This window comes from Pseudooceanicola sp. DL12 (assembly GCF_056270665.1).
On sequence record NZ_CM149884.1, the window covers coordinates 4,375,203 to 4,396,546 of the forward strand.

Annotated in this window: 17 protein-coding genes; 9 read left to right on the forward strand and 8 right to left on the reverse strand. The window is 66.9% G+C overall.

Annotated elements, in window-relative coordinates:
- Nucleotides 1–35: 35 nt before the first annotated feature.
- The 3 genes from purU to AC0WR5_RS20490 all read left to right on the forward strand — a co-directional run bounded on the left by purU (nt 36) and on the right by AC0WR5_RS20490 (nt 3,073).
- Entirely contained in the window at nt 36–920 is an 885-nt protein-coding gene (gene purU / locus AC0WR5_RS20480; protein WP_475865780.1) for a formyltetrahydrofolate deformylase, read from the forward strand.
- A gap of 263 nt (nt 921–1,183) precedes the next feature.
- Entirely contained in the window at nt 1,184–1,936 is a 753-nt protein-coding gene (locus AC0WR5_RS20485; RefSeq protein WP_475865782.1) for a siderophore-interacting protein, read from the forward strand.
- An 84-nt stretch (nt 1,937–2,020) separates the two neighbouring features.
- Entirely contained in the window at nt 2,021–3,073 is a 1,053-nt protein-coding gene (locus tag AC0WR5_RS20490) for a dipeptidase (protein ID WP_475869086.1), read from the forward strand.
- A 3-nt stretch (nt 3,074–3,076) separates the two neighbouring features.
- Here the strand turns inward: AC0WR5_RS20490 and AC0WR5_RS20495 are convergent, their stop codons facing one another.
- From AC0WR5_RS20495 to AC0WR5_RS20505, 3 genes are read right to left on the reverse strand one after another with little or no spacing between them, the layout of a single operon-like run.
- Nucleotides 3,077–4,954: a polysaccharide biosynthesis protein gene (locus AC0WR5_RS20495; RefSeq protein ID WP_475865784.1), complete on the reverse strand. Its 1,878-nt coding sequence runs from the start codon at nt 4,952–4,954 to the stop codon at nt 3,077–3,079.
- Nucleotides 4,955–5,006: 52 nt separating this feature from the next.
- The gene (locus AC0WR5_RS20500) at nt 5,007–5,654 is read right to left on the reverse strand and encodes a sugar transferase (protein WP_475865785.1); all 648 of its coding nucleotides are present in this window, start codon (nt 5,652–5,654) and stop codon (nt 5,007–5,009) included.
- Nucleotides 5,651–6,553 carry an NAD-dependent epimerase/dehydratase family protein gene (locus tag AC0WR5_RS20505; RefSeq protein WP_475865786.1) on the reverse strand — a complete coding sequence of 301 codons (903 nt, stop codon included), beginning with the start codon at nt 6,551–6,553 and terminating at the stop codon, nt 5,651–5,653. Before AC0WR5_RS20505 ends, AC0WR5_RS20500 begins: the two co-directional genes overlap by 4 nt.
- Nucleotides 6,554–6,731: 178 nt before the next feature.
- Here AC0WR5_RS20505 and AC0WR5_RS20510 point away from each other — a divergent pair, with 178 nt between their 5' ends.
- The 6 genes from AC0WR5_RS20510 to glmM all read left to right on the forward strand — a co-directional run bounded on the left by AC0WR5_RS20510 (nt 6,732) and on the right by glmM (nt 14,517).
- On the forward strand, nt 6,732–7,568 hold the full coding sequence (locus AC0WR5_RS20510) for a flagellar motor protein MotB (protein WP_475865787.1): 837 nt from the start codon (nt 6,732–6,734) through the stop codon (nt 7,566–7,568).
- A gap of 156 nt (nt 7,569–7,724) precedes the next feature.
- A complete protein-coding gene (locus AC0WR5_RS20515) occupies nt 7,725–9,029 on the forward strand; it encodes a flagellar hook protein FlgE (RefSeq protein WP_475865789.1) in 1,305 nt (434 codons plus the stop codon).
- A 74-nt stretch (nt 9,030–9,103) separates the two neighbouring features.
- Nucleotides 9,104–10,558, forward strand: coding sequence for a flagellar hook-associated protein FlgK (gene flgK, locus AC0WR5_RS20520; RefSeq protein ID WP_475865791.1), 1,455 nt, complete (start codon nt 9,104–9,106; stop codon nt 10,556–10,558).
- 2 nt (nt 10,559–10,560) lie between these two features.
- Nucleotides 10,561–11,568, forward strand: coding sequence for a flagellin (locus AC0WR5_RS20525; protein ID WP_475865793.1), 1,008 nt, complete (start codon nt 10,561–10,563; stop codon nt 11,566–11,568).
- The gene (locus AC0WR5_RS20530) at nt 11,568–12,668 is read left to right on the forward strand and encodes a flagellar basal body P-ring protein FlgI (protein WP_475865795.1); all 1,101 of its coding nucleotides are present in this window, start codon (nt 11,568–11,570) and stop codon (nt 12,666–12,668) included. The genes AC0WR5_RS20525 and AC0WR5_RS20530 overlap by 1 nt, the downstream gene beginning before the upstream one ends.
- Nucleotides 12,669–13,176: 508 nt before the next feature.
- Nucleotides 13,177–14,517 (forward strand): phosphoglucosamine mutase, encoded by a 1,341-nt coding sequence (gene glmM, locus AC0WR5_RS20535; protein ID WP_475865797.1) that lies wholly within the window; start codon nt 13,177–13,179, stop codon nt 14,515–14,517.
- On the opposite strand, the gene AC0WR5_RS20540 is transcribed toward glmM, so the two are convergent.
- From AC0WR5_RS20540 to AC0WR5_RS20560, 5 genes are read right to left on the reverse strand one after another with little or no spacing between them, the layout of a single operon-like run.
- Nucleotides 14,514–15,479, reverse strand: coding sequence for a glycosyl transferase family protein (locus AC0WR5_RS20540; protein ID WP_475865798.1), 966 nt, complete (start codon nt 15,477–15,479; stop codon nt 14,514–14,516). The genes glmM and AC0WR5_RS20540 overlap by 4 nt on opposite strands.
- On the reverse strand, nt 15,476–18,109 hold the full coding sequence (locus AC0WR5_RS20545; RefSeq protein ID WP_475865800.1) for a molybdopterin-dependent oxidoreductase: 2,634 nt from the start codon (nt 18,107–18,109) through the stop codon (nt 15,476–15,478). Before AC0WR5_RS20545 ends, AC0WR5_RS20540 begins: the two co-directional genes overlap by 4 nt.
- Nucleotides 18,109–18,441, reverse strand: a complete 333-nt coding sequence (gene nirD / locus AC0WR5_RS20550; RefSeq protein WP_475865801.1) for a nitrite reductase small subunit NirD — start codon at nt 18,439–18,441, stop codon at nt 18,109–18,111. Before nirD ends, AC0WR5_RS20545 begins: the two co-directional genes overlap by 1 nt.
- The gene (nirB, locus tag AC0WR5_RS20555) at nt 18,438–20,873 is read right to left on the reverse strand and encodes a nitrite reductase large subunit NirB (protein ID WP_475865803.1); all 2,436 of its coding nucleotides are present in this window, start codon (nt 20,871–20,873) and stop codon (nt 18,438–18,440) included. The genes nirD and nirB overlap by 4 nt, the downstream gene beginning before the upstream one ends.
- Nucleotides 20,874–20,918: 45 nt before the next feature.
- Nucleotides 20,919–21,344, reverse strand: coding sequence for a globin family protein (locus AC0WR5_RS20560; RefSeq protein ID WP_475865806.1), 426 nt, complete (start codon nt 21,342–21,344; stop codon nt 20,919–20,921).

The following is a 21,344-nucleotide window of genomic DNA, read 5'->3' on the forward strand; positions in this document are numbered from 1 at the left end:
CCTATCCAACAGGATTCAACAAGGACAACAACAAGATGAGCGAATACATCCTCACGGTGACCTGCCCGACCAAGCGCGGCATCGTGGCCAGGATCTCGGGGTTCCTGGCCGACCAGGGCTGCAACATCCGCGACCTGGCCCAGTTCGACGACCTGGAAACCGGACAGTTCTTTTCCCGCACGACCTTCATCAGCGAAGAGGGCAAGGCGCCCGATGACCTGCGCGCGGCCTTTGCGCCCATCGCCGAGGAATTCGGCATGCAGTGGGAGGTGCATGACCCCGACAAGAAGTTGAAGGTGATCCTGATGGTCAGCCGCTTCGGGCACTGCCTGAACGACCTGTTCTATCGCTGGCGCATCGGCGCCCTGCCGATCGACATCGTGGCGGTGATCTCCAACCACATGGATTACCAGAAGGAAGTGGTGAACCACGACGTGCCCTTCTACCACATCAAGGTGACCAAGGAGAACAAGCCCGAGGCCGAGCGCGCGATCATGGACGTGGTGCGCGACACCGGTGCCGAGCTGATCGTGCTGGCGCGCTACATGCAGATCCTCTCGGACGAGATGTGCCGCACCATGTCTGGGCGGATCATCAACATCCACCATTCCTTCCTGCCGAGCTTCAAGGGCGCGAACCCCTACAAGCAGGCCTATGAGCGCGGCGTGAAGCTGATCGGGGCGACCTCGCATTACGTCACTGCCGACCTCGACGAGGGGCCGATCATCGAGCAGGACACCGTGCGCGTGACCCATGCCCAGAGCCCCTCGGATTACGTGAGCCTCGGCCGCGACGTGGAGAGCCAGGTGCTGGCCCGGGCGATTCACGCCCATATCCACCACCGCGTCTTCCTGAACGGCAACAAGACCGTCGTGTTCCCGGCCAGCCCGGGCAGCTATGCCAGCGAGCGGATGGGCTGATCGCCCGTCGCGCAATCCGGCAGGCAAACCGCTGATATTTCTGCCGTTTCGGCGGATGTGCGCCTGCGCAGGTCATACTGCGCAGGCGTTTTTCTTGCCTCGAAGGCACGGGGCGTCCATATTCCCGAGTGAAACTGTCTGACACCAGGCACGTAAGCGTTAACGTCAACCAACGCGTAAGAACGAACGGTTTACCCCCCGTCCGTCCCTTGCGCGTGCGTCTGTCTTCGCAGCCCTGGGACGGGCATATGAAAGGACGACAGATGACGACCGCATCCCTTCCCACCCCCGTGATCGAACGCATCCGCCACGAGCTGGTGCGCCGCACGCTGACGGTTGCCGCCCGCGAGATGGTGACGCCGAACATGATCCGGATCACCCTGACGGGCGAGGACCTGGACAGCTTCGTGTCCTCCTCCTTTGATGACCATATCAAGCTGATCTTCCCCTCGGGCGAGGAAAAGCCCCTGATGCGGGAATACACTCCGCGCCGCTATGACACTGAAAAGAAAGAGATCGTCATCGATTTCGCGGTGCATGCGGCAGGGCCTGCAACCGATTGGGCCGTGAAGGCCGAAGTGGGTGACACCCTGGGCATCGGCGGGCCGCGCGGGTCGCGGCGGATCGGCGGCGAGATCCGCAAATGGGTGCTGATCGGCGACGAGACCGCCCTGCCGGCCATGGGCCGTTTCGCCGAAGAGGCCGGCGCCGGCACCGATATCACCATGATCGGCGCGGTGCGCGACGCCGCCGAGGAGCAGACCTTTGAAAGCGCGGCGGCGCTGGACCTGCGCTGGATCCATCGCGGCGAGGCGGCCACCGATGCGGCACCGCTGCTTGCGGCGCTGGAGCAGGTCGAGCTGCCCGAAGGCACCTTTGTCTGGATCGCCACCGAGGGCGGGGTGACAAAGATCCTGCGCGAGGCGCTGGCAGAGCGCGGCCATCCTCTGGTCTGGACGAAATGTGCCGGCTACTGGACCGCGGGGCAGGCCGACGCCAAGGTGAATTTCGACTGACAGCAACGTCGTCGGGGCTGGTCATTCATCCGCATTCGCGCTTTTCTGCATGCAATTGAGCGCAGAGGAGTGCAGATGGCTGGCCTGACGACCCCCCCGATTTTCGATGGTCACAACGACCTGGTGCTGCGGCTGATCACCGGCAAGGTGACGGCGCCGGAGGTGCTGGAGGGCAGCGCGGGCGGCCATATCGACCTGCCGCGCGCGCAGTCCGGCGGATTCGGCGGCGGCATGTTCGCCATTTTCGTGCCCAGCCCGGCGGAAGAGGGGCTGAGCTTTGACGATTTCCTGAAGCCGGAATACGACATGCCGCTGCCCGAGCAGCTGGGGCAGGCCCATGCGCTCGACATGACGCTGAAGGGCTGTGCCGCGCTTGAGGTTCTGGAAGAGGCCGGTGTGATCGAGCTGTGCACCGATACAGCCCGGATCGAGGCGGTGATGGCGGCCGGCGAGAAGATGGCCGCGGTGATGCATATCGAGGGCGCCGAGGCGATCGACGACCAGTTCCGCATGCTCGAGGCTTTTCATGCGCGCGGTCTGCGCAGCCTGGGCCCGGTCTGGAGCCGGCCGACGCAGTTCGGCCATGGCGTGCCCTTCCGCTATCCCGCGGGCCCCGACACCGGGCCGGGGCTGACCGACCTGGGCCGCGACCTGATACGGGAGTGCAACCGGCTGAAGATCATGATCGACCTGTCGCACCTGAACGAGAACGGGTTCGACGACGTGGCCGCGATCAGCGACGCGCCCCTGGTGGCAACCCATTCCAATGCCTGGGAGATTTGCCCCCATGCCCGCAATCTGACGGATCGGCAGCTGGCCGTGATCCGGGAGAGCGACGGTATGGTGGGGATCAATTTCGCCGCCGGTTTCCTGCGCCCCGACGGGCAGATGGACGGCGACGTATGTGTCGACATGGTGATGCGCCACGTCGATTACCTGATTTCGAAGCTGGGCGAGGATCGCGTGGGCTTTGGCTCGGATTTCGACGGGGCGATCGTGCCCGAGGGCATCGGCGACGTCGCCGGCCTGCCCAACCTGCGCGAGGTGATGACGGCCCATGGCGTGGACGCGGCGCTGATGGAAAAACTGTGCTGGCGCAACTGGATGCGGGTGCTGGACAAGACCTGGGACGCGTGAGCCTCAGGGCCCGTCGGCGCGGATCCGGGGCTTGCGGCGGCTGCGCTGCTGCACCGGGGCGGGCGCCGCGCGGGTGCTGACCCAGAAGTCGAGCGCATCATGGGCGCCCTCGTGGTCGCGGGCCTCGATGGCGCGGCGGATGTCGGAAAGTGCGGCGGCCAGCTCGATCTGGGACAGGTGATCCTCCTGCGCGCGCAGGATGCGGGCATGGGGCGTGGGCAGCATGTCGTCGCCGATCAGCAGCTCCTCGTGCATCTTCTCGCCCTCGCGCAAACCGGTGAAGATGATCTCGATCTCGCCCTCCGGGTGGTCGGCCGTGCGTTCGGTCAGGCCGGCGCCGCGGATCATCTGCCGCGCCACCTGCAGGATCGAGACCGGCGCGCCCATGTCGAGCACGAAGACCTCTCCGCCGCGGGCGAAACTGCCGGCGAGCAGGACCAGGCGCACGGCCTCGGGGATGGTCATGAAATAGCGCGTGACCTGCGGATGGGTGACGGTGACCGGGCCACCACGGGCGATCTGCTGCTCGAAGAGCGGGATCACCGAACCGGAGGAGCCCATGACATTGCCGAAGCGCACCATCGAGAAGCAGGTGCCGCCGGAACGCTGCGCGTGATCCTGCACGATCTCCTCGGCCAGGCGTTTCGTGGCCCCCATGACGGAGCTGGGGCGCACGGCCTTGTCCGTTGAAATCAGGATGAAATCCGCCACGCCGGCGCGAACGGCCTGATCGGCGAGGGTACGGGTGCCCATGACATTGTTGCGCAGCCCCTCGATCACGTTCTGCTGCACAAGCGGCACGTGCTTGTAGGCGGCGGCGTGAAAGATCGTGTCGATCTGCTGGTCCTTCAGGATCTCGGCCACCAGATCGGGGTCGCAGACCGAGCCCAGGCAGGCCACCAGCGGCAGGTCGGGGGCAATGCGCGAGAGTTCCTGCGTGATCGAATAGAGCGCGAGCTCGGAATGATCGAGCAGGACGAGGCGTGCGGGCCGGTGGCGGGAGAGCTGCCGGCAGAGTTCGCCGCCGATCGAGCCACCGGCGCCGGTGACCAGGATGCGCTTGCCGCGATAGCTGGCCCCGCTCTCCGGCAGTTGCCGCTCTAGGCGCTCGCGCCCCAGCAGCTCGCGCAGGGGTTGGGTGCCGGGACGGCGGGTGCCGGTCATCTGCTCGGCAAAATCCGCGAGCGAGAGGATCTCGCAGCCCAGCCCCGAGAGCAGCGGGGCGAGATCGGCGGGGCCGGCATCGGGGGTCGAGAGCACGACCAGGTCGATATCGAGGCGCTGCACCAGCTGGGCCAGGCGCAGCTGGGAATGCACCTGCAGCCCGGCGACGACCAGGCCCTGCCGTGCCGGGTTGTCATCGACGAAGGCCAGCGGATGCAGCGCATCGTCGGTCGCGAGCACGGCGGCGATTTTCTGTCCGGTGGGGCCGGCGCCGTAGATCAGCACCCGGCGATGGGCCTGTGCCATCCGGTAGGCCAGCACCGCAAGCTGCAGCAGCAGCAACCGCGCGACATAGGAAAGAGCGAGGAAGAGCAGCGCGGTAAGCAGCATCTGCGCCGGTGCCATGCCGCCGGTCAGCGCACCGGCAAGGGCCAGCGCCGCCCCGGCCGAGGCGGCGGTAAGGAAGGTCTCGACCACCCCGTGGCGGCCGTAATCCTGAAGCTTCATCCGGTGCAGGCCGAGATAGCCGCCGGTGGTCAGCACGGCGGCGAGCATGGCGAGGACAAAGCGGAGCGCGGGAAACCCGCCGGCCTGAAGCACGACGCCGGCGGACCAGAGTGCAAGCAGCGTGACGCCCGCGTCGAGCGACAGCAGGATCGCCGCCTTTTGCCGCGGCGCAAGCACGGTCAGAAAGCGCAGGGTCGGACGGGAAGACATGCGCGGACTCAAAACCCCTGGCCGCCGCCGGGCCCCTCCCGGCGGATCGCGGTCAGCTAACGCGAAACCCCTTATCATTCCGATAACGCCGCCGGATCGGCACCCGCCGGCTGAGCGTGCGCAGGATCAGCAACGCGTCGAGGCGCAGCGACTGATTGCGGCGATAGAGCAGGTCGAGCCGCGCCTTTGCGGGTACGCAGCGCCTTGCATAGACGCGGTGGCATTCCTGGGCCGTGGTACAGCGCGCCAGCAAGGCGGCCTCGGTGCGGTGGAATTCCACGGTGGCGAGGCCGGTCAGCCCCGGACGACAGGCCAGAACCTGGGCGTAAACCTCTGGAAAGGCTTCGACATATTGCCGCAGTGGCGGGCGCGGCCCGACAAAGGAAATGTCGCCGCGCAGGATGTTCCAGAGCTGTGGCAGCTCGTCCAGGCGCCAGCGACGCAGGAAAGCCCCGGTGGCGGTGATCCGGTCGGCCTTGTTGCCGCCGGAGACGCCGCTGTCGTCACGCACCGGTCGCATGGTGCGGAATTTCACCAGCGCAAAGCCGCGCTCCGGGCTCTGCATCCGTTCGGCAACGTAGAAGACAGGCCGGCCGTCGCGGATCAGCACCGCGAGGGCCACCAGCAGGATCACCGGCCAGAGCACCGCGAGGGCGCAGAGCGCCAACACGAGGTCGAAGATCCGCTTGCGCCGGGTCATGAGGCCAGTCCCCTGGAACTGTCGCCGCGCCCGCCCTGACCGAGACCCTGGGCCGCCAGGGCCTCCGGGTCGATGCTGTCGGGCAGCGGACCGGTCAGCCCGTGCAGCAGCGTGGTGTCGAGCCAGAGCAGCGGCAGCGCGTTGTCGGGCGCCCGGCGCCAGCGCAGGGGCCAGCCCGCGGCGGCGAGAATCTGTTCCATGGCAACGGGTTTCAGCCCGCCCACATTGACCACGCGGGGCAGGTCCTGAGCCGGACAGAAGGCGAGCGCGGAGATGGCGCGCATCAGGTCGCGCGGGGCGATATAGCTGCGCCGCGGGCCGGATCCGTCGGCGAACCGATCGAGCGTGATGGCCCCGGGGCGGCGCATGTTGCCGAAGAGCATGTCGGCCCCCGCCACGTTGGCCAGCCGCAGGATGCAGCTGCGCGGGCCGCCGGGATGGTCGGCATGCCAGTCGGCAATGGCCTGTTCCATCTGCAGTTTGGCGCGGCCATAGGCCGAGACGGGCCGGGGTGGCGTGGATTCGGTGACCGGGTCGCCGAAGGCACCGGTATGGACGGCCGCGGTGGACATGTGCAGCACGCGCCCCGCACCGGTTTCGCGTGCCAGATCGAGGGCGGCGCGGGCCAGGGTCGCGTTCACGTCGAGTTGCGCCTCGGTGCCGGCGGTCACGCCCCAGAGCGCGACGATGACCTCGGGTACGGGGCCGGTCCAGGGCTGACCGGGCGACCAGGTGATCCCCTGCGTGGTGCCCCTGGGCCCTCCCGGCCGGGCGCGGGGCCAGCGGCGCGACTGCCATGTGACACGTGTTCCGGGCGGCAGCAGCCCCTCGGTTTCGGGACGCCGCAAGAGAGGCCCCACGCGGCCGTTGGACCCGAGAAACAACAGGCCGTCAGTCATCCGTATCTCCGTCAGTCATCTTCCGGGTATGCGGGCGAAAAGTTAATTTTCGCTTTTCCCGCTCCCCTGCTGCACCGCGTGCCCGGGTGCCGCCGGAATATGGACAATTGCGACTGTTAAGCGGATCACAACCAAGCGCCGCTAGATCTGATCCCGGGTGAGTTAAAAGGTGGTGGTAATGGCTGGGCAGAATCCTGTCGCGCCGGTCATCATCAAACGGAAGAAAGTCGCTGGCGGCGACGGGCACCATGGTGGGGCCTGGAAGGTTGCCTATGCAGACTTCGTGACGGCCATGATGGCCTTCTTCCTGCTGATGTGGCTGCTGAACGCAACAACGGAAAAGCAACGCAAGGGGATCGCGGATTACTTCTCTCCGACGATTCCGATCAACCGAGTCTCGGGCGGGGGAGACGGCGCCTTTGGCGGCGAGAGCGTCTTCTCGGAGATCGCGCAGCCCCAGGTGGGCACCGGCGCAACCTCGCTGAACCCGACGCCGGACGTCAAGGCCAGCGGCCGCGACGCCGATGAGAAGGCGGGCGACGGCGAGCAGGACAAGCTGGAAGAGCTTGAGAAGATGCTGCTCGGCAAGGCGGGGGAGAGCGACGTGCACCCCGATGCCTTCAAGCACATCATCACGCGGGTCACCGACGAGGGCCTGGTGATCGAATTGTTCGAAACCGACGAGGGCGACCTGTTCCAGGGCGAGACGGCCGAGCCGACCGCGCTGCTGGAGGCGCTGGCCGGAATGCTGGTGCGGGTGACCTCGCTTGTCACCAATGAAATCGCAATCGAGGGGCACGTGCGGTCCCGTCCGGTGGTGGTGAGCCAGAATCCCGTGTGGGAACTTTCGACGGAACGGGCGGATGCCATGCGGGCGCTTCTGGTGCAGCAACACCTGCCGGCCAATCGGATCTCTCGCATCACCGGCCATGCAGACCGCGAGCTGGCCGCCCGCAATCCGATGTCGAAGCGCAATAACCGGTTGGAAATCATCCTGTTGCGCGCCGGGCGCTAGGCGCCGGGCAGGGATTGCAAGGGGCCCGGGTCGAAGCATCCGGGCCGGCATCATAATCGCAGAAGTGGTGAGGATTTTAGTTGTTAGCCGCATGTTAAGGCGGCGCGCTTAGCTCTGTGCAGCGACGAAAGGTCGATGCAGCAGAAAGGCGTATTCATGACTATTTCCTCCTCCCTCAATGCGGGGGTGTCCGGGCTGACTGCGAACTCTACGCGGCTGGCGACGATCGCGGACAACATTTCGAACTCGCAGACCTACGGGTACAAGCGGGTCGAAGCGGATTTTCATTCCATGGTCGTGGGTACGAACGGGGGCGGATCCTATTCCGCCGGCGGTGTGCGTGCCACCACCCAGCGCATGATCGATCAGCGCGGTACGCTGGTCTCCACCTCCAACTCGACCGACCTGGCCGTGCGTGGCCGCGGCATGCTGCCCGTGGCGGCGGCCTATGAGGTGGATGCGACCGGCACCTTCGAAACGATGATGATGACGAGCACCGGTTCGTTCCGCACCGACGAAGAGGGCTACCTGCGCACTGAATCGGGTCTGATGCTGCTGGGCTGGCCGGCGGATCCCGATGGCACCGTGCCGCTCTCGCCACGCGAGACCGATGACGGGCTCGAGCCGGTCAAGGTGGACCTGAACGCGCTGTCGGGCGAGCCGACGACCCAGGTGCACCTGGGTGTGAACCTGCCCGCCACCGAAACCGAGGCCGGCGCCAGCGGCGACACCCGGCAGATGGTGGTGGAATACTACGACAACCTCGGCAAGTCCGAGACGCTGACGATCACCTTTACCCCGAACGTGCCGGCCACCGGCGCGAGCAACGAATGGTCGATGTCGATCGTCGACAGTGCCACCGGCAGCACGCCGATCGGCGAATATGCCATGACGTTCAACGACAGCCGCACCGCGGGTGGCACGCTGGATACGGTGACCGCCACCACCGGCGGCGCCTATAACGCCACGACCGGCACCGTGATCATCACCGCCGCCGGCGGCCCGCTGGAGGTCGATATCGGCATCAGCGGCACCTCCACCGGCATGACCCAGCTGTCGGATACCTATGTGCCCAAGCTGATCTCGAAGGATGGCACGCCGGTGGGCAGCGTCAGCTCGGTCGAGGTGGATGCCAACGGTTTCGTCCATGCCTATTACGACAACGGCGCCAGCCTGACGATCTACCAGGTGCCGCTGGTCGACGTGCCGAACCTCAACGGCCTGGAATCCATCGATTATCAGACCTACGCCGTGACGATGGAGAGCGGGCCCTTCTTCCTCTGGGATGCCGGCGACGGCCCCACCGGCGAGATCGCGGCCTTTGCCCGCGAGGAATCCTCGACCGACGTGGCCGGCGAGCTGACGGACATGATCCGAACCCAGCGCGCCTATTCCTCGAACGCCAAGGTGTTCCAGACGGTCGACGAGATGCTGCAGGAAACCACCAACATCAAGCGCTGATGACGGCAGGCGCCCCCCGCGACCCTTCAATGGCGGGGCGCCGCCATTTCCTCCTTTGACGGAAGGACAGAGCCATGAGCCTCTCCGGAGCCCTTTCCAACGCCCTATCCGGGCTGACGGCAGCCTCGCGCGCCGCCACGGTGGTGTCCTCGAACATCGCCAATGCCACCAACGAGGCCTATGGCCGCCGCGAGCTGGAGATCTCGGCCCGCGCCGGGGGCACCTCCGGCGGGGTGATGATCGACGGGGTGGTGCGCTATGTCGACAGCTACCTGGTCGGCGACTGGCGCAACGCCGAGTCCGACCTGGCCTATATCGACACGACCAACACCTATTACACCCGGCTTGAAACCATGATGGGCACGCCGGAGGACTACTTCTCGATCTCGGGGCGAAATGCGACCTTCGAGAACGCGCTGGTGGCGGCCTCCTCCCGGCCCGACCTGCCGGAGCGGCTGACCGACGTGCTGGGCGCGGCAAAGAAGCTGGCCAGCACGCTGAACGACACCTCGGACGGCATACAGAAGCTGCGCGAGGAGGCCGACGCAGAGATCGCGGCGGCCGTGGATCGCGCGAATTCCCTGATGCGTCAGGTGGATACGCTGAACGAACAGATCAGCCACGCCACCCATACCGGCGGCGACACCGCCTCTCTCATGGATCACCGGCAGGCGGCGATCAACGAGCTGTCCGAGATCATCCCGGTGATCGAGACCCCGCGCGAGGGCGGCGCGATCGCGCTATATACCCCGGGGGGCGCGGTGCTGGTCGACAGCGAGGCGGCGGAGCTTGGTTTTCAGCGCACCAACACGATCACCGCCGACATGACCCTGGGCGCCGGGCTGCTCTCAGCTCTGACCATCGACGGCGTGGCCGTGAATACCTCCACCTCCACCGGGCCGATATACGGCGCGCGCCTGGCGGCGCTCTTCGACATCCGGGACGGCCTCGCGGTCGAGGCGCAGACCCGCATCGACAGCGTTGCCCGCGACATGGTCGAACGCTTTCAGGACGCGGGCCTCGATGCCACGCGGGCGGCGGGCGATCCGGGGCTGTTCACCGATGGCGGAGCCTATTTCAATGCCGCCGACGAGGTAGGGCTGTCGGCCCGCATCGAGGTGAACGCGCTGGTGGATCCGGAGCAGGGCGGTGCCGTCTGGCGCATCCGCGACGGTCTCGGCGCCCTCACCGAGGGTTCCGTGGGCGAGGCCGGGCTGATCTACGACATGATCGACGCCCTGTCGGAGAAACGCGCGCCGAGCGCCTCGGTCTTCGGCGCCTCGGGGATCAGCGCCTCGGGGCTGGCTTCGAGCCTGCTGACGTTGGTGGGCAGCGAGCGCAACACCTCCGACAAGGACGTGGCCTTTGCCAACACCCGAGAGAGCGAGCTGAAATCCCGCATGCTGAGCGACGGGGTCGACACCGATCAGGAGACGCAGAACCTGCTCCTGATCGAACAGAGCTATGCCGCCAACGCGCGGCTGGTGCAAACCATCGAGGACATGCTCGACATGCTGATGAGGATCTGAACATGGCCATTGTTTCCATAGGCGATCTGGCCCAGGGCTATATGCTGCGCCAGCACAACGTTGATCTGAAGACCCGCATGGGCACCCTGGTCGAGGAGCTGGCCAGCGGCCGCACCGCCGACGTGGCGCGGCACCTGTCGGGCAGCTACTCCTATCTTTCGGACATCGAGCGGAACCTGACCGTACTGGAGGGATACGAGACCGCCACCAACGAGGCGATCGTCTTTACCGACGGCATGCAGGCGGCGCTGGAGCAGTTCCAGACCCTGGTCTCGGATCTCGGGATCAGTGCCCTGAGCGCGGCCAATGCCAAGGTGACCGAGGTGATCTCCAACCTCTCCGACCGGGCGGCCGGCGACATGGTGTCGATGGTCAGCGCGCTGAACAAGGAAGTGGCCGGCCGGGCGCTGTTTTCCGGCGTGACGCCGGACCAGGCGCCGCTGATCAGTGCCGAGGACATGCTGACCGACCTGCGCACGCTCGTGGCGGGCCAGACCACGTTGGCGGGCATCGAATCGATCCTCGACACCTGGTTCGAGGGCACGGGCGGTGGCTACGAGACCCTCGCCTACCAGGGGGCGACGACCTCTCTGCAGCCCTTCCGCCTGGGCGCGGGCGAAACCATCGACCTCGACCTGCGGGCCGACGACATGTCGCTGCGGGTGCTGCTGAAGCATACCGCCATGGCCGCGCTGGCCTCTGATTCGGCACTGGGCTTTGCTCCGGCGCTGCAGGAAGAGATGGTCATGGCCGCCGGTCAGGGCCTGACGCTGGAGCAGGAGGGGCTGGTCAGGGTGCGCGCCGACCTGGGCTATGCCCAGCAGCGCACCGCGGAGGCCTCGACCCGGATCTCCGCCGAGCGCACCAGTTTCCTGATGGCGCGGACCGAGCTCCTCGAGGTGGACCCCTACGAGGGGGCCATGCAGCTCGAGGATGTCCAGTACCAGCTCGAGGCGCTCTACAACGTGACCGTCAAACTCTCGCGCCTTTCGCTGATGGACTATCTCTGATGCTGACACGCCTCCTGTTCTGCCTTGCCCTCCTGCTGCCGGGTCTCGCCCATGCCACGCCGATCCGGATCAAGGACCTGGTGGAATTCGACGGGGTGCGCGGCAACGACCTGGTGGGCTATGGCCTCGTGGTAGGGCTGAACGGCACCGGCGACGGCATCCGCAATGCACCCTTCACCGAGGAGATCATGACGAACATCCTCGAGCGGCTGGGCGTGAACGTGACGGGAGAGCAGTACCGACCCAAGAACGTGGCCGCGGTTTTCGTTACCGCGACCCTGCCGCCCTTTGCCCGTGCCGGCGGCACCGTCGACATCACGGTTTCCGCCATCGGCGATGCCTCGTCGTTGCTGGGCGGGACTCTGATCATGACGCCGCTGAACGCCGCCGATGGGCAGATCTATGCGGTGGCACAGGGCACGGTGATCGCCGGGGGCGTGGCGGCCCAGGGCGATGGCGCGACCGAGGTGCAGGGTGTGCCGACGGCGGGGGTGATCCCCTCCGGTGCGCGGGTCGAGCGGGAAGTGGATTTCCAGCTCTCCTCGCTCAACACGCTGCGCCTTGCGCTGCGCGAGCCGGATTTCACCACCGCGGGCCGTATCGAGCAGGCCATAAACCAGAACTTCGGCGCCCCCGTGGCGGTGATGCTGGACAGCGGCACCGTGCGCCTCGACATCGGCAGCACGCGCATGGCCTCTCCGGCCCATGCCATCGGGCGGATCGAGAACATCCTGGTCGAACCCGAGACAAAGGCGCGGGTGGTGGTCGATCAGGCCTCCGGTACCATCGTGATGGGGCAGGACGTGCGGATCAGCACCGTGGCCGTCAGCCAGGGCAACCTGACCCTGCGCATCCAGGAAGAACCGATGGTGGTACAGCCGAATCCCTTCTCCGAGGGGCAGACGGTGGTGGTGCCGCGCACCAATGCCGAGATCCAGGAAGAGCCGGGCATCGGCCTGGCGGAAATCAACGAGGGGACGTCGCTGTCCGAGGTGGTCGCGGGGCTGAATGCCCTGGGCGTGTCGCCGCGTGACATGATCGACATCCTGAAGAGCATAAAGGCTGCCGGGGCACTGCACGCGGAATTCATCGTGCGGTAGCCGGCGGGGGCTTCGAAGAGGCCCCGCACCCCATCCCGCCGTGGGCGCCAAAGCGCGCCGGATCGGGCGGGATGTGACGAAGACGGACGAGGAGGCCCGGAAAACCCGGGCTGCGTCCGAAGACGGGCAGAAGCCCGGGGAAAGGAATGAAGCCGGGGTCGGGCAATGCCCGCCCCCGGTATTCGCGTGCCCGGATGGTGCCGGGAGGCGCGGCTCGAGATGGCAGGCGCCTGTCCGGCGAGGATCGGACAGGGGCAAGCCGTGCCTGATTGGCCTGTCTGGGAGGCCCCGGCGCGCCGGGCGGGCTGGACCGGGGCGAAATCCGGGGAAAGGCGCGGTGGCGCGACAGCGGCGAAGGCCCGCCGGTGTGGCAGGACGGGCGGTGCCCAGGCCCGCGAAATGCGGTTAAATGGACAGAAACGCCGGCTGCGCTTATATGCGTCGGATCAGAGGCAACGGGCATTGGTCCGACCGGCGGGAACGACCGGCAAGAACTTCGGAGACAAGCATGGCTGGAAAACTGTTCGGAACCGATGGCGTACGGGGACAGGCCAACAAATGGCCGATGACGGCAGAGGTAGCGCTGCAGCTGGCCGCCGCCGCCGGTCGCTATTTCCGTCGTGACAACCAGGAGCACCGCGTGGTCATCGGCAAGGACACCCGGCTGTCGGGCTACATGCTGGAAAACGCGCTGACGGCGGGTTTCACCTCGACCGGCATGAATGTCTTCCTGCTCGGCCCGGTACCGACACCGGCGATCGGCTATCTGACCCACAGCCTGCGGGCCGACGTGGGGGTGATGATCTCGGCCAGTCACAACCCGGCCGAGGACAACGGCATCAAGTTCTTCGGCCCGGACGGGTTCAAGCTTTCGGACGAGGCGGAGGCCGAGATCGAGCGGCTGATGGAAGAGGGGGTGCCGCCGGCGCAGCCCGAGAACATCGGCCGAGCGCGGCGTTACGACGATGCCCGCGGCCGCTATGTGGAATATGCCAAATCGAGCCTGCCGCGACGCACGCGGCTGGACGGGCTGCGGGTGGTGCTCGATTGTGCCAACGGTGCCGCGTACCGCGCGGCGCCGGCAGTGCTCTGGGAGCTGGGCGCAGAGGTGTTCCCCTTGGGGGTGGAGCCCAACGGCTTCAACATCAACGACAATTGCGGTTCGACCAGCCCCGAGGCCGCGGCCCAGAAGGTACGCGAAACGCGCGCCGATATCGGCATCTGCCTGGATGGCGATGCCGATCGGGTGATCCTGATCGACGAGACCGGCCGGGTGGCCGACGGCGACCAGATCATGGGGCTGATTGCCAGCCGCTGGAAGGCCGAGGGGCGCCTGGCCAATGACACGCTGGTGGCGACGGTGATGTCGAACCTCGGGCTGCAGCGCTGGCTGGAACAGCAGGGCATTGCGCTGGAACGTACCGCGGTAGGCGATCGCTACGTGGTCGAGCGGATGCTGCAGGGCGGGTTCAACCTGGGGGGCGAGCAATCGGGCCATATCGTGATGACCGACCACGCGACCACCGGCGACGGGCTGCTGGCGGCGCTGCAATTCCTGGCGGCGATGGTCGAAACCGGACGGAAGGCCAGCGAACTGTCGACGGTGTTCGAGCCCGTTCCGCAGAAGCTGATCAACGTACGCTATGCCGACGGCAAGGCGCCTCTCGAGAACGACGCGGTACAGCAGAGCATCCGTGACGGCGAGGTGAAGCTTGGCAGTGGCGGGCGGCTGCTGATCCGGAAATCGGGCACCGAGCCGCTGATCCGGGTGATGGGCGAGGCAGAGGACATGGCCCTGCTCGACGGGGTGCTGAACAACATCGTCGAGGCGGTGCAGACCGAGAGCTAAACGCGGGCCGTCTGACCGGGGCGTTCGGCCCAGAGGCGCGCCGCATCGGCGGGGGCGCCCAGCGTGTCGAGGGCGAGCTGGGCCGTGCCGGTGACGACGGCCTCGGCAAAGGGATCGTGCCAGTTGCCGGACCAGAGCGCGGAGAGCCGGGCCGGATCGGTCCAGCCCTGGTTCAGTTTCGCGGTATCCTCGATGAGCTGGGGGGCAGTGCCCTCGTAGCTCTCGCCCCGGCGCAGGCCGAAAAGCGCGATGGATTTCGTGGGGTTGCGCTCGAACTCGCCGCCACCGCCCTTGATCACTGTCAGGGCCTGCTGGCCCAGGAGCTTGCCCGCGTCTGCCTGAAGCTCTCGGTAGGGCGGGTGGAAGACACCCTGCACCGAGGCGGGCGCCTTGGCCGGGTTCAGCACCCGTAGCACGGTGTTCACGCAGGAGCGCAGGTTGAACTTGTCGCGCAGTTGCAGCAGGTGCAGCAGCCCGGGGTGGAAGGCTTCGAGCGGGAGATAGGCGATACCCTCACGTGCGAGAAGCTCGCCGGCATGATCGACGGAATGCGCAGCGGTGATGCCGGCATGGGGCAGCGCTGTGCGGACCGAGGCGGCCTCGGCCATGTGGGCCTCTGAATTCCAGCCGTGCAGCAGGACCGGATGCCCGGCAGAGGCAACAAGACGCGCAGAGAGCAGGAAGAAGGGCAGGCCGCGGGTGCGCCCGGCGGCATAGCTGGGCCAGTCGAGCGCGGGCGGCGGGATCTGTGGCAGGGTATCGCGGGCGGCGGCGGCAAACCCGGCGATCTCCTCGGGCACCTCGCCCTTCATGCGCATCAGCATCAGCAGGGCGCCGATGCTTTCGGGCGCGGCCTCTCCGGCCAGCATGATGCGCATGGAATCGAAGGCCTCGTCGAAGGTGAGCGAGCGCGAGCGTCCGGGACCACGCCCGAGGGTGCGGACATGGGGCGCAAGGCTCATTCCGCGGCCTCGCGCGCGGGGAGTTTCGCAAGCAGATTCGCGAGTTCCGGGCGGCAGGAACCGCAATTGGTGCCCGCCTGAAGCGCCTTGCCAATGGCATCGACGGACATCAGGCCCTGATCCTCGATCGCGGCGAGGATCGTGTTGACGCCCACGCCGAAGCAGGCGCAGATCACCGGGCCGGGATCGGGCATGTCGGCACCGGACCGGCCCGAAAGGGCGGCGGGTGCCGGGGTGCCCGGCAGGGTGGCCAGGTAATCGCGCATGACGGCGACGGGTTCGGGCGCCACGAAGAGTGCCGCCTGAAGCGCGCCATCGGCGTGGAAAGCCGCGCGGAAGGTGCCGCGGCGGGGATCGGAAAGAACCTGCATCTGAGCACCTTTCAGCCCGAAGAGAGCCTCAGCATATTCTTCCCAGTTCCCGGGGCAAGTCTCGCCTGCAAGCTCGGCACGCCAGCCGGTGGTGGTTTTCGACTGTGCCCAATAGGCCGTCGCCGGCGTGAAAGACCGGGCGGAGACGGCAAATCCGTACCATGCGGCGCGATAGGGTCGCACGGCGGCGACGGCGGCCTTGCTCTCGGGCTGGCCCGAGACCGGATCGGTGACCGGAGCTACGAGGGCGTCGATCCGGGCCGAGGGGGCGTTTTCGCCCGTCCAGTGCATCGGCGCAAAGACCTCTCCGGGCTGCACCCGGTCGGTGATCAGCGCCCGCAGGATGGCGCGGCCATTGGGGCTGTCGACCTGCACGAGGTCGGCGGCCGCGATGTCGAGGCGGGTGGCATCGGCGGGGTGGATTTCCAGGAAGGGCTCGGCCAGGTGGCCGGAGAGCCGAGGCGATTTCGCGGTGCGGGTCATCGTGTGCCACTGGTCGCGGATGCGCCCGGTGTTCAGGCGGAAGGGATAGCGCGGTTCCGTCCGTGCCTCTGGCGGACGGGGCGTGAGGGGCAGCATCCGTGCCTTGCCCGAGGCGGTGAAAAAGCGCCCATCGCCGAAGAAGCGCCCGCCCTGCCGCCCGTTGGTGACGGGCCAGCGGGTGGGGGGGAGACCGTCGTAGGCGGCATCGGAGAGATCGGCCAGGTCGGAAATGTCGAAATCTAGCCCGAAGCCGCCGGCAATGCCGGACAGCGCGGCATATTCCCGGAAGATCTCGGAAGGTTGTTCATAGTCAAAGGCATCGCGCCAGCCCATCCGCTGGCCCACCTGCGCGAGGGCCCACCAGTCGGGGCGGGCAAGGCCGGGCCCGGGCAGCACGGCGCGCTGGCGGCTGATGGTGCGGTCGGAGTTGGTGACGGTGCCGGATTTCTCGGCCCAGGCGGCGGCGGGCAGCAGCACGTCGGCCAGCCGGGCGGTGTCGGTCTCGCCCGTGATGTCGGAGACCACGACGAAGTCGCAGCCCTTGATGGCGGCGCGCACGGCATCGGCATCGGGCATCGAGACGGCGGGGTTGGTATGGATGATCCAGAGCGCCTTGATCTGGCCCTCGCCGACAGCGCGGAACATGTCGACGGCCTTGAGCCCCTGGTGCCGGGGCATCGCGGGGGCATCCCAGAAGCTGCGCACGGCCTGGCGATGGTCGGCGTTCTCGATGTCCATGTGGCAGGCCAGGGTATTGGCCAGACCGCCGACCTCGCGCCCCCCCATGGCGTTGGGCTGACCCGTGACGGAGAAGGGCCCCATGCCGGGCTGGCCGATGCGGCCGGTCGCGAGGTGGCAGTTGATGATGGCGTTGACCTTGTCGGAGCCGGAAGAGCTCTGGTTCACGCCCTGGGAAAAGACGGTGACGACCCGCTCGGTGCCGATCCAGAGGCGGAAGAAATGCCGCAGCAGCGCCGGATCGAGGCCGGTCAGGCCGGTGTCGGAGGTGGAGGCGGCGGCGAGCGCCTCGTTGAAGCCCTCGACATGGGCCATGAAGGTGCTGTCGACGGCGCCGGCATCGTGGATGGCCGAGAGCAGCCCGTTGAAGAGCGCCACGTCGCTGCCCGGTTTCAGCGGCAGATGCAGATCGGCGATGTCGCAGGTGGCGGTACGGCGTGGGTCGATGACGACGATCTTCATCTCGGGCCGCGCCGCACGCGCCGCGACGATGCGCTGATAGAGCACCGGGTGACACCAGGCGAGGTTCGATCCGGTCAGCACGATCAGGTCGGCGAGCTCCAGATCCTCGTAGGTGCCGGGCACGGTGTCGGTGCCGAAGGCGCGTTTGTGCCCCGCCACGGTGGAGGCCATGCAAAGCCTTGAATTCGTGTCGATATTTGCAGTGCCGAAGAAGCCCTTGGTGAGCTTGTTGGCGAGGTAGTAATCCTCGGTCAGGAGCTGACCGGAGACGTAGAGCGCCACGCTGTCGGGCCCGTGATTGGTGATCGCGTCGCGAAACCGCGCCGCCACCGTGTCGAGCGCATGATCCCAGCTGACGGGCCTGTCGCCCATCATCGGGGTGAGCAGGCGCCCGTCGTGGCCAACGGTTTCGCCGAGGTTGGTGCCCTTGGAACAGAGACGCCCGCGATTGGCAGGATGCTCCGGGTCGCCCGCAACCCTCAACCCGCCCTGCCCGTCGGGCGAGAGCAGCACGCCGCATCCGACGCCGCAGTAGGCGCAGGTCGAGCGGATCCCGGGTGCGGAGACGTCCTTCATCAGGCGGCGCTCCTCTTGCCGACGGAGGTGGCGTCGAGGAGCAGGCGCCCTTCGTCCAGCCGGATCGGGAAGGTGGCGATGGCGCCCTCGTCGGCGCCCTGGGCCTGCCCGGTTTCGAGCGAGAAGACCCAGTTGTGCAGCGGGCAGGTGACCTTGTTGCCGTGCACGATGCCTTCCGACAGGGGGCCGCCCTTGTGCGGGCAGCGGTCGGAGGCGGCATAGACTTCGGCCTCGCCGGTGCGGAAGACCGCGACACAGCCCACGGGGGTTTTCACCAGCCGCGCACCGCGCAGCGGGATGTCGTCGATATGTCCGATGTCGATCCAGTTCATTCCGCGGCCTCCAGGGTCAGGTCTGCAAGGGGCTGGTAGATGTCGGCACGCTTCTCGGCGTGCTCGGCCCAGGGATCCTTGCGGTAGACGGATTGCGAGATTTCGAAACGTTCGTTCAGGGCGGCGCGGGTCTCGGGATCGGAGAGGGTGTCACGGACCCAGTCAAGGCCGACCTTGGCGACCCACTTGTAGGGGCGGTCGAGGTACCTGGCGTTCTCGCGGTAGAGCTGCATGAAGGCAGCGGTCCATTCGATCACCTCCTCCTCGGTCTTGCAGTCGACCAGGCGCTCGGTTTCCTTGACGTCCATGCCGGCGGCCCCGGCGACGCCCAGCTGATAGCCGCTGTCGACGCAGACCACGCCGATATCCTTGCAGGTGGCCTCGGCACAGTTGCGCGGACAGCCGGAGACGCCGAGCTTGACCTTGTGCGGCGTCCAGGCGCCCCAGAGCTTCTTTTCGAGCTTGATGCCGAGGCCGGAGCTGTCTTGAGTGCCAAAGCGGCAGAATTCCTTGCCTACGCAGGTCTTTACGGTGCGCAGACCCTTGGAATAGGCGTGCCCGGAGACCATGCCGGCCGCGTTCAGGTCGGCCCAGATGGCGGGCAGATCCTCTTTCCGGATGCCGAGGATGTCGATGCGCTGGCCGCCGGTCACATGCAGGGTGCCGCCGTACTTGCGGCCGGCCTCGGCGATGGCGATCAGCTCCTCCGGGGTGGTCATGCCGCCCCACATCCGGGGCACGACGGAATAGGTGCCGTCCTTCTGGATGTTGGCGTGGTTGCGTTCGTTGACGAAACGCGACTGCCGGTCGTCCTGGTATTCCAGCGGCCAATCGGCCAGCAGGTAGTAGTTCACCGCGGGGCGGCAGACGTGGCAGCCGTTGACCGACTTCCAGCCCAGTTCCTGCCAGACGGCCTCCTGCGATTTGAGCTCCTGGCTCTTGATCAGCCGGCGCACGTCCTCGTGGGAGAGATCGGTGCAGCCACAGACGGAGGCCGCGGCGGGGATGACGAAATCATCGCCCAGGGTGGAGGCCATGACCTGCTCGACCAGGCCGGTGCAGGTGCCGCAGGAGGCGGAGGCCTTGGTTATGGCCTTGATGTCGCCGAGGGTGCCGGCGCCATCCTTGATGGCCTGAACGATCTGACCCTTGCATACGCCGTTGCAGCCGCAGATTTCGGCGTCATCCGCCAAGGCTGCAACGGCTGCCAAAGGGTCCGCCGAGGCGCCCCCCTGGAAGGCCGGGCCGAAGATCAGCGTGTCGCGCATCTCGGCCACGCATTCGCCGTCCCTGATCTTGGAGAAGAACCAGCTTCCGTCGGCGGTATCGCCGTACATGACGGCGCCGATGATGGCGTCGTTCTTCAGCACGAGGCGCTTGTAGACGCCACGGGCTGGGTCGCGGAAGACGATGTCCTCTCGGTCGGCTCCTTCGGCGAAATCGCCGGCGGAGAAGAGATCGCAGCCGGTGACCTTGAGCTTGGTCGAAACGTCCTTTTGCACGAATTTCGCGGGCTTGCCGTCGAGCGTGGCGGCAAGCACCTTGGCCTGATCGTAGAGCGGCGCGACAAGGCCGAAGAGAGCGCCGTCGTGTTCCACGCATTCGCCGAGGGCGAGGATGTCGGCATCGGAGGTGACCATCTGGTCATCCACCTGGATGCCGCGGCCCACGGCCAGCCCGGCCTGCTGGCCGAGCGCGGTGTTCGGCCGGATGCCCACGGCCATGACCAGCAGGTCGCAGGGCAGTTCGGTGCCGTTTTCGAGGCGCAGGGCGGTTACCTTGCCATTCTCGCCGACGATTTCCCTGGAGTTGGTGGAGCAGAGCACCTTGATGCCACGACCGACGAGTTCCTTGCGGAGCAGATAGCCGGCGGCCTCGTCGAGCTGACGTTCCATCAGGTGGCCCATCAGGTGCACCACGGTCACGTCGACACCACGGGCATGCAGGCCGGCGGCGGCTTCGAGGCCGAGGAGCCCGCCGCCGATCACCACGGCCCGGGCGCCGGAGCGCTGGCCGAGGTCGATCATGCGCCGGGTGTCCTCAAGGTCGCGATAGGCGATCACGCCGTCGAGGTCATGGCCCGGCATGGGGATGATGAAGGGATTGGAGCCGGTGGCGATCACCAACTTGTCGTAGGAAAGGACATCGCCGTTCCCGGCGGTGACGGTGCGCGCTGCGCGGTCGATGTCCACGATCTTTTCGCCAAAGCGACAGATCACGCCATGGGACTCGTACCAGGCCTCGTCATGGGTGACAATTTCCTCGTAGGTCTTCTCGCCCGAGAGGACGGGCGAGAGCATGAGGCGGTTGTAGTTGCCGCGCGGCTCGGCGTTGAACAGGGTCACGTCCCAGTCGCCGCCGGCGTCGTAAAGGTGTTCGAGCATCCGCCCCGAGGCCATTCCGGCGCCGATGACGATCAGTTTGCGAGTCATGGTCTTACCTCCAGAGGGAGTTGAGGTGAGGCCGTGCTGACAGGGTCAGTGAACGGCGGGCGGGGGATAGGCGGCGTCGCGCATGACGCCGGCGAGGGTGGCATAGGCGCGGATCCATGCCGCGCGGACCTCGGGCGTGAAACTGTCGCCCAGGCCGGTTTCGAGGGTGCGCAGCAGCGAGGCGCCAACGGCATCGTAATGTTCGGGCCGCACACCGTAATCGAGGTGGCGAATGGCCAGTTTCTCGGCCACGGAGAGCGTGGCGGGCAGGTCGCTGAGGCCCCGGACCACCATGTTGAGTGTGGTCATCAGCTTGTCGCCCTGGGCCTTCATGTCGGTGTCGGCAAACATCGGGCTGACCTCGGGGGTGGTTTCCATGAGATCGCTGTAGAAGATCTGCGCTGCCTGGCCCTTGATCGGCCAGACCTTTGCAAAGCTGTTCTGAACGAGGGTGATGTCGTTGGTATCCAT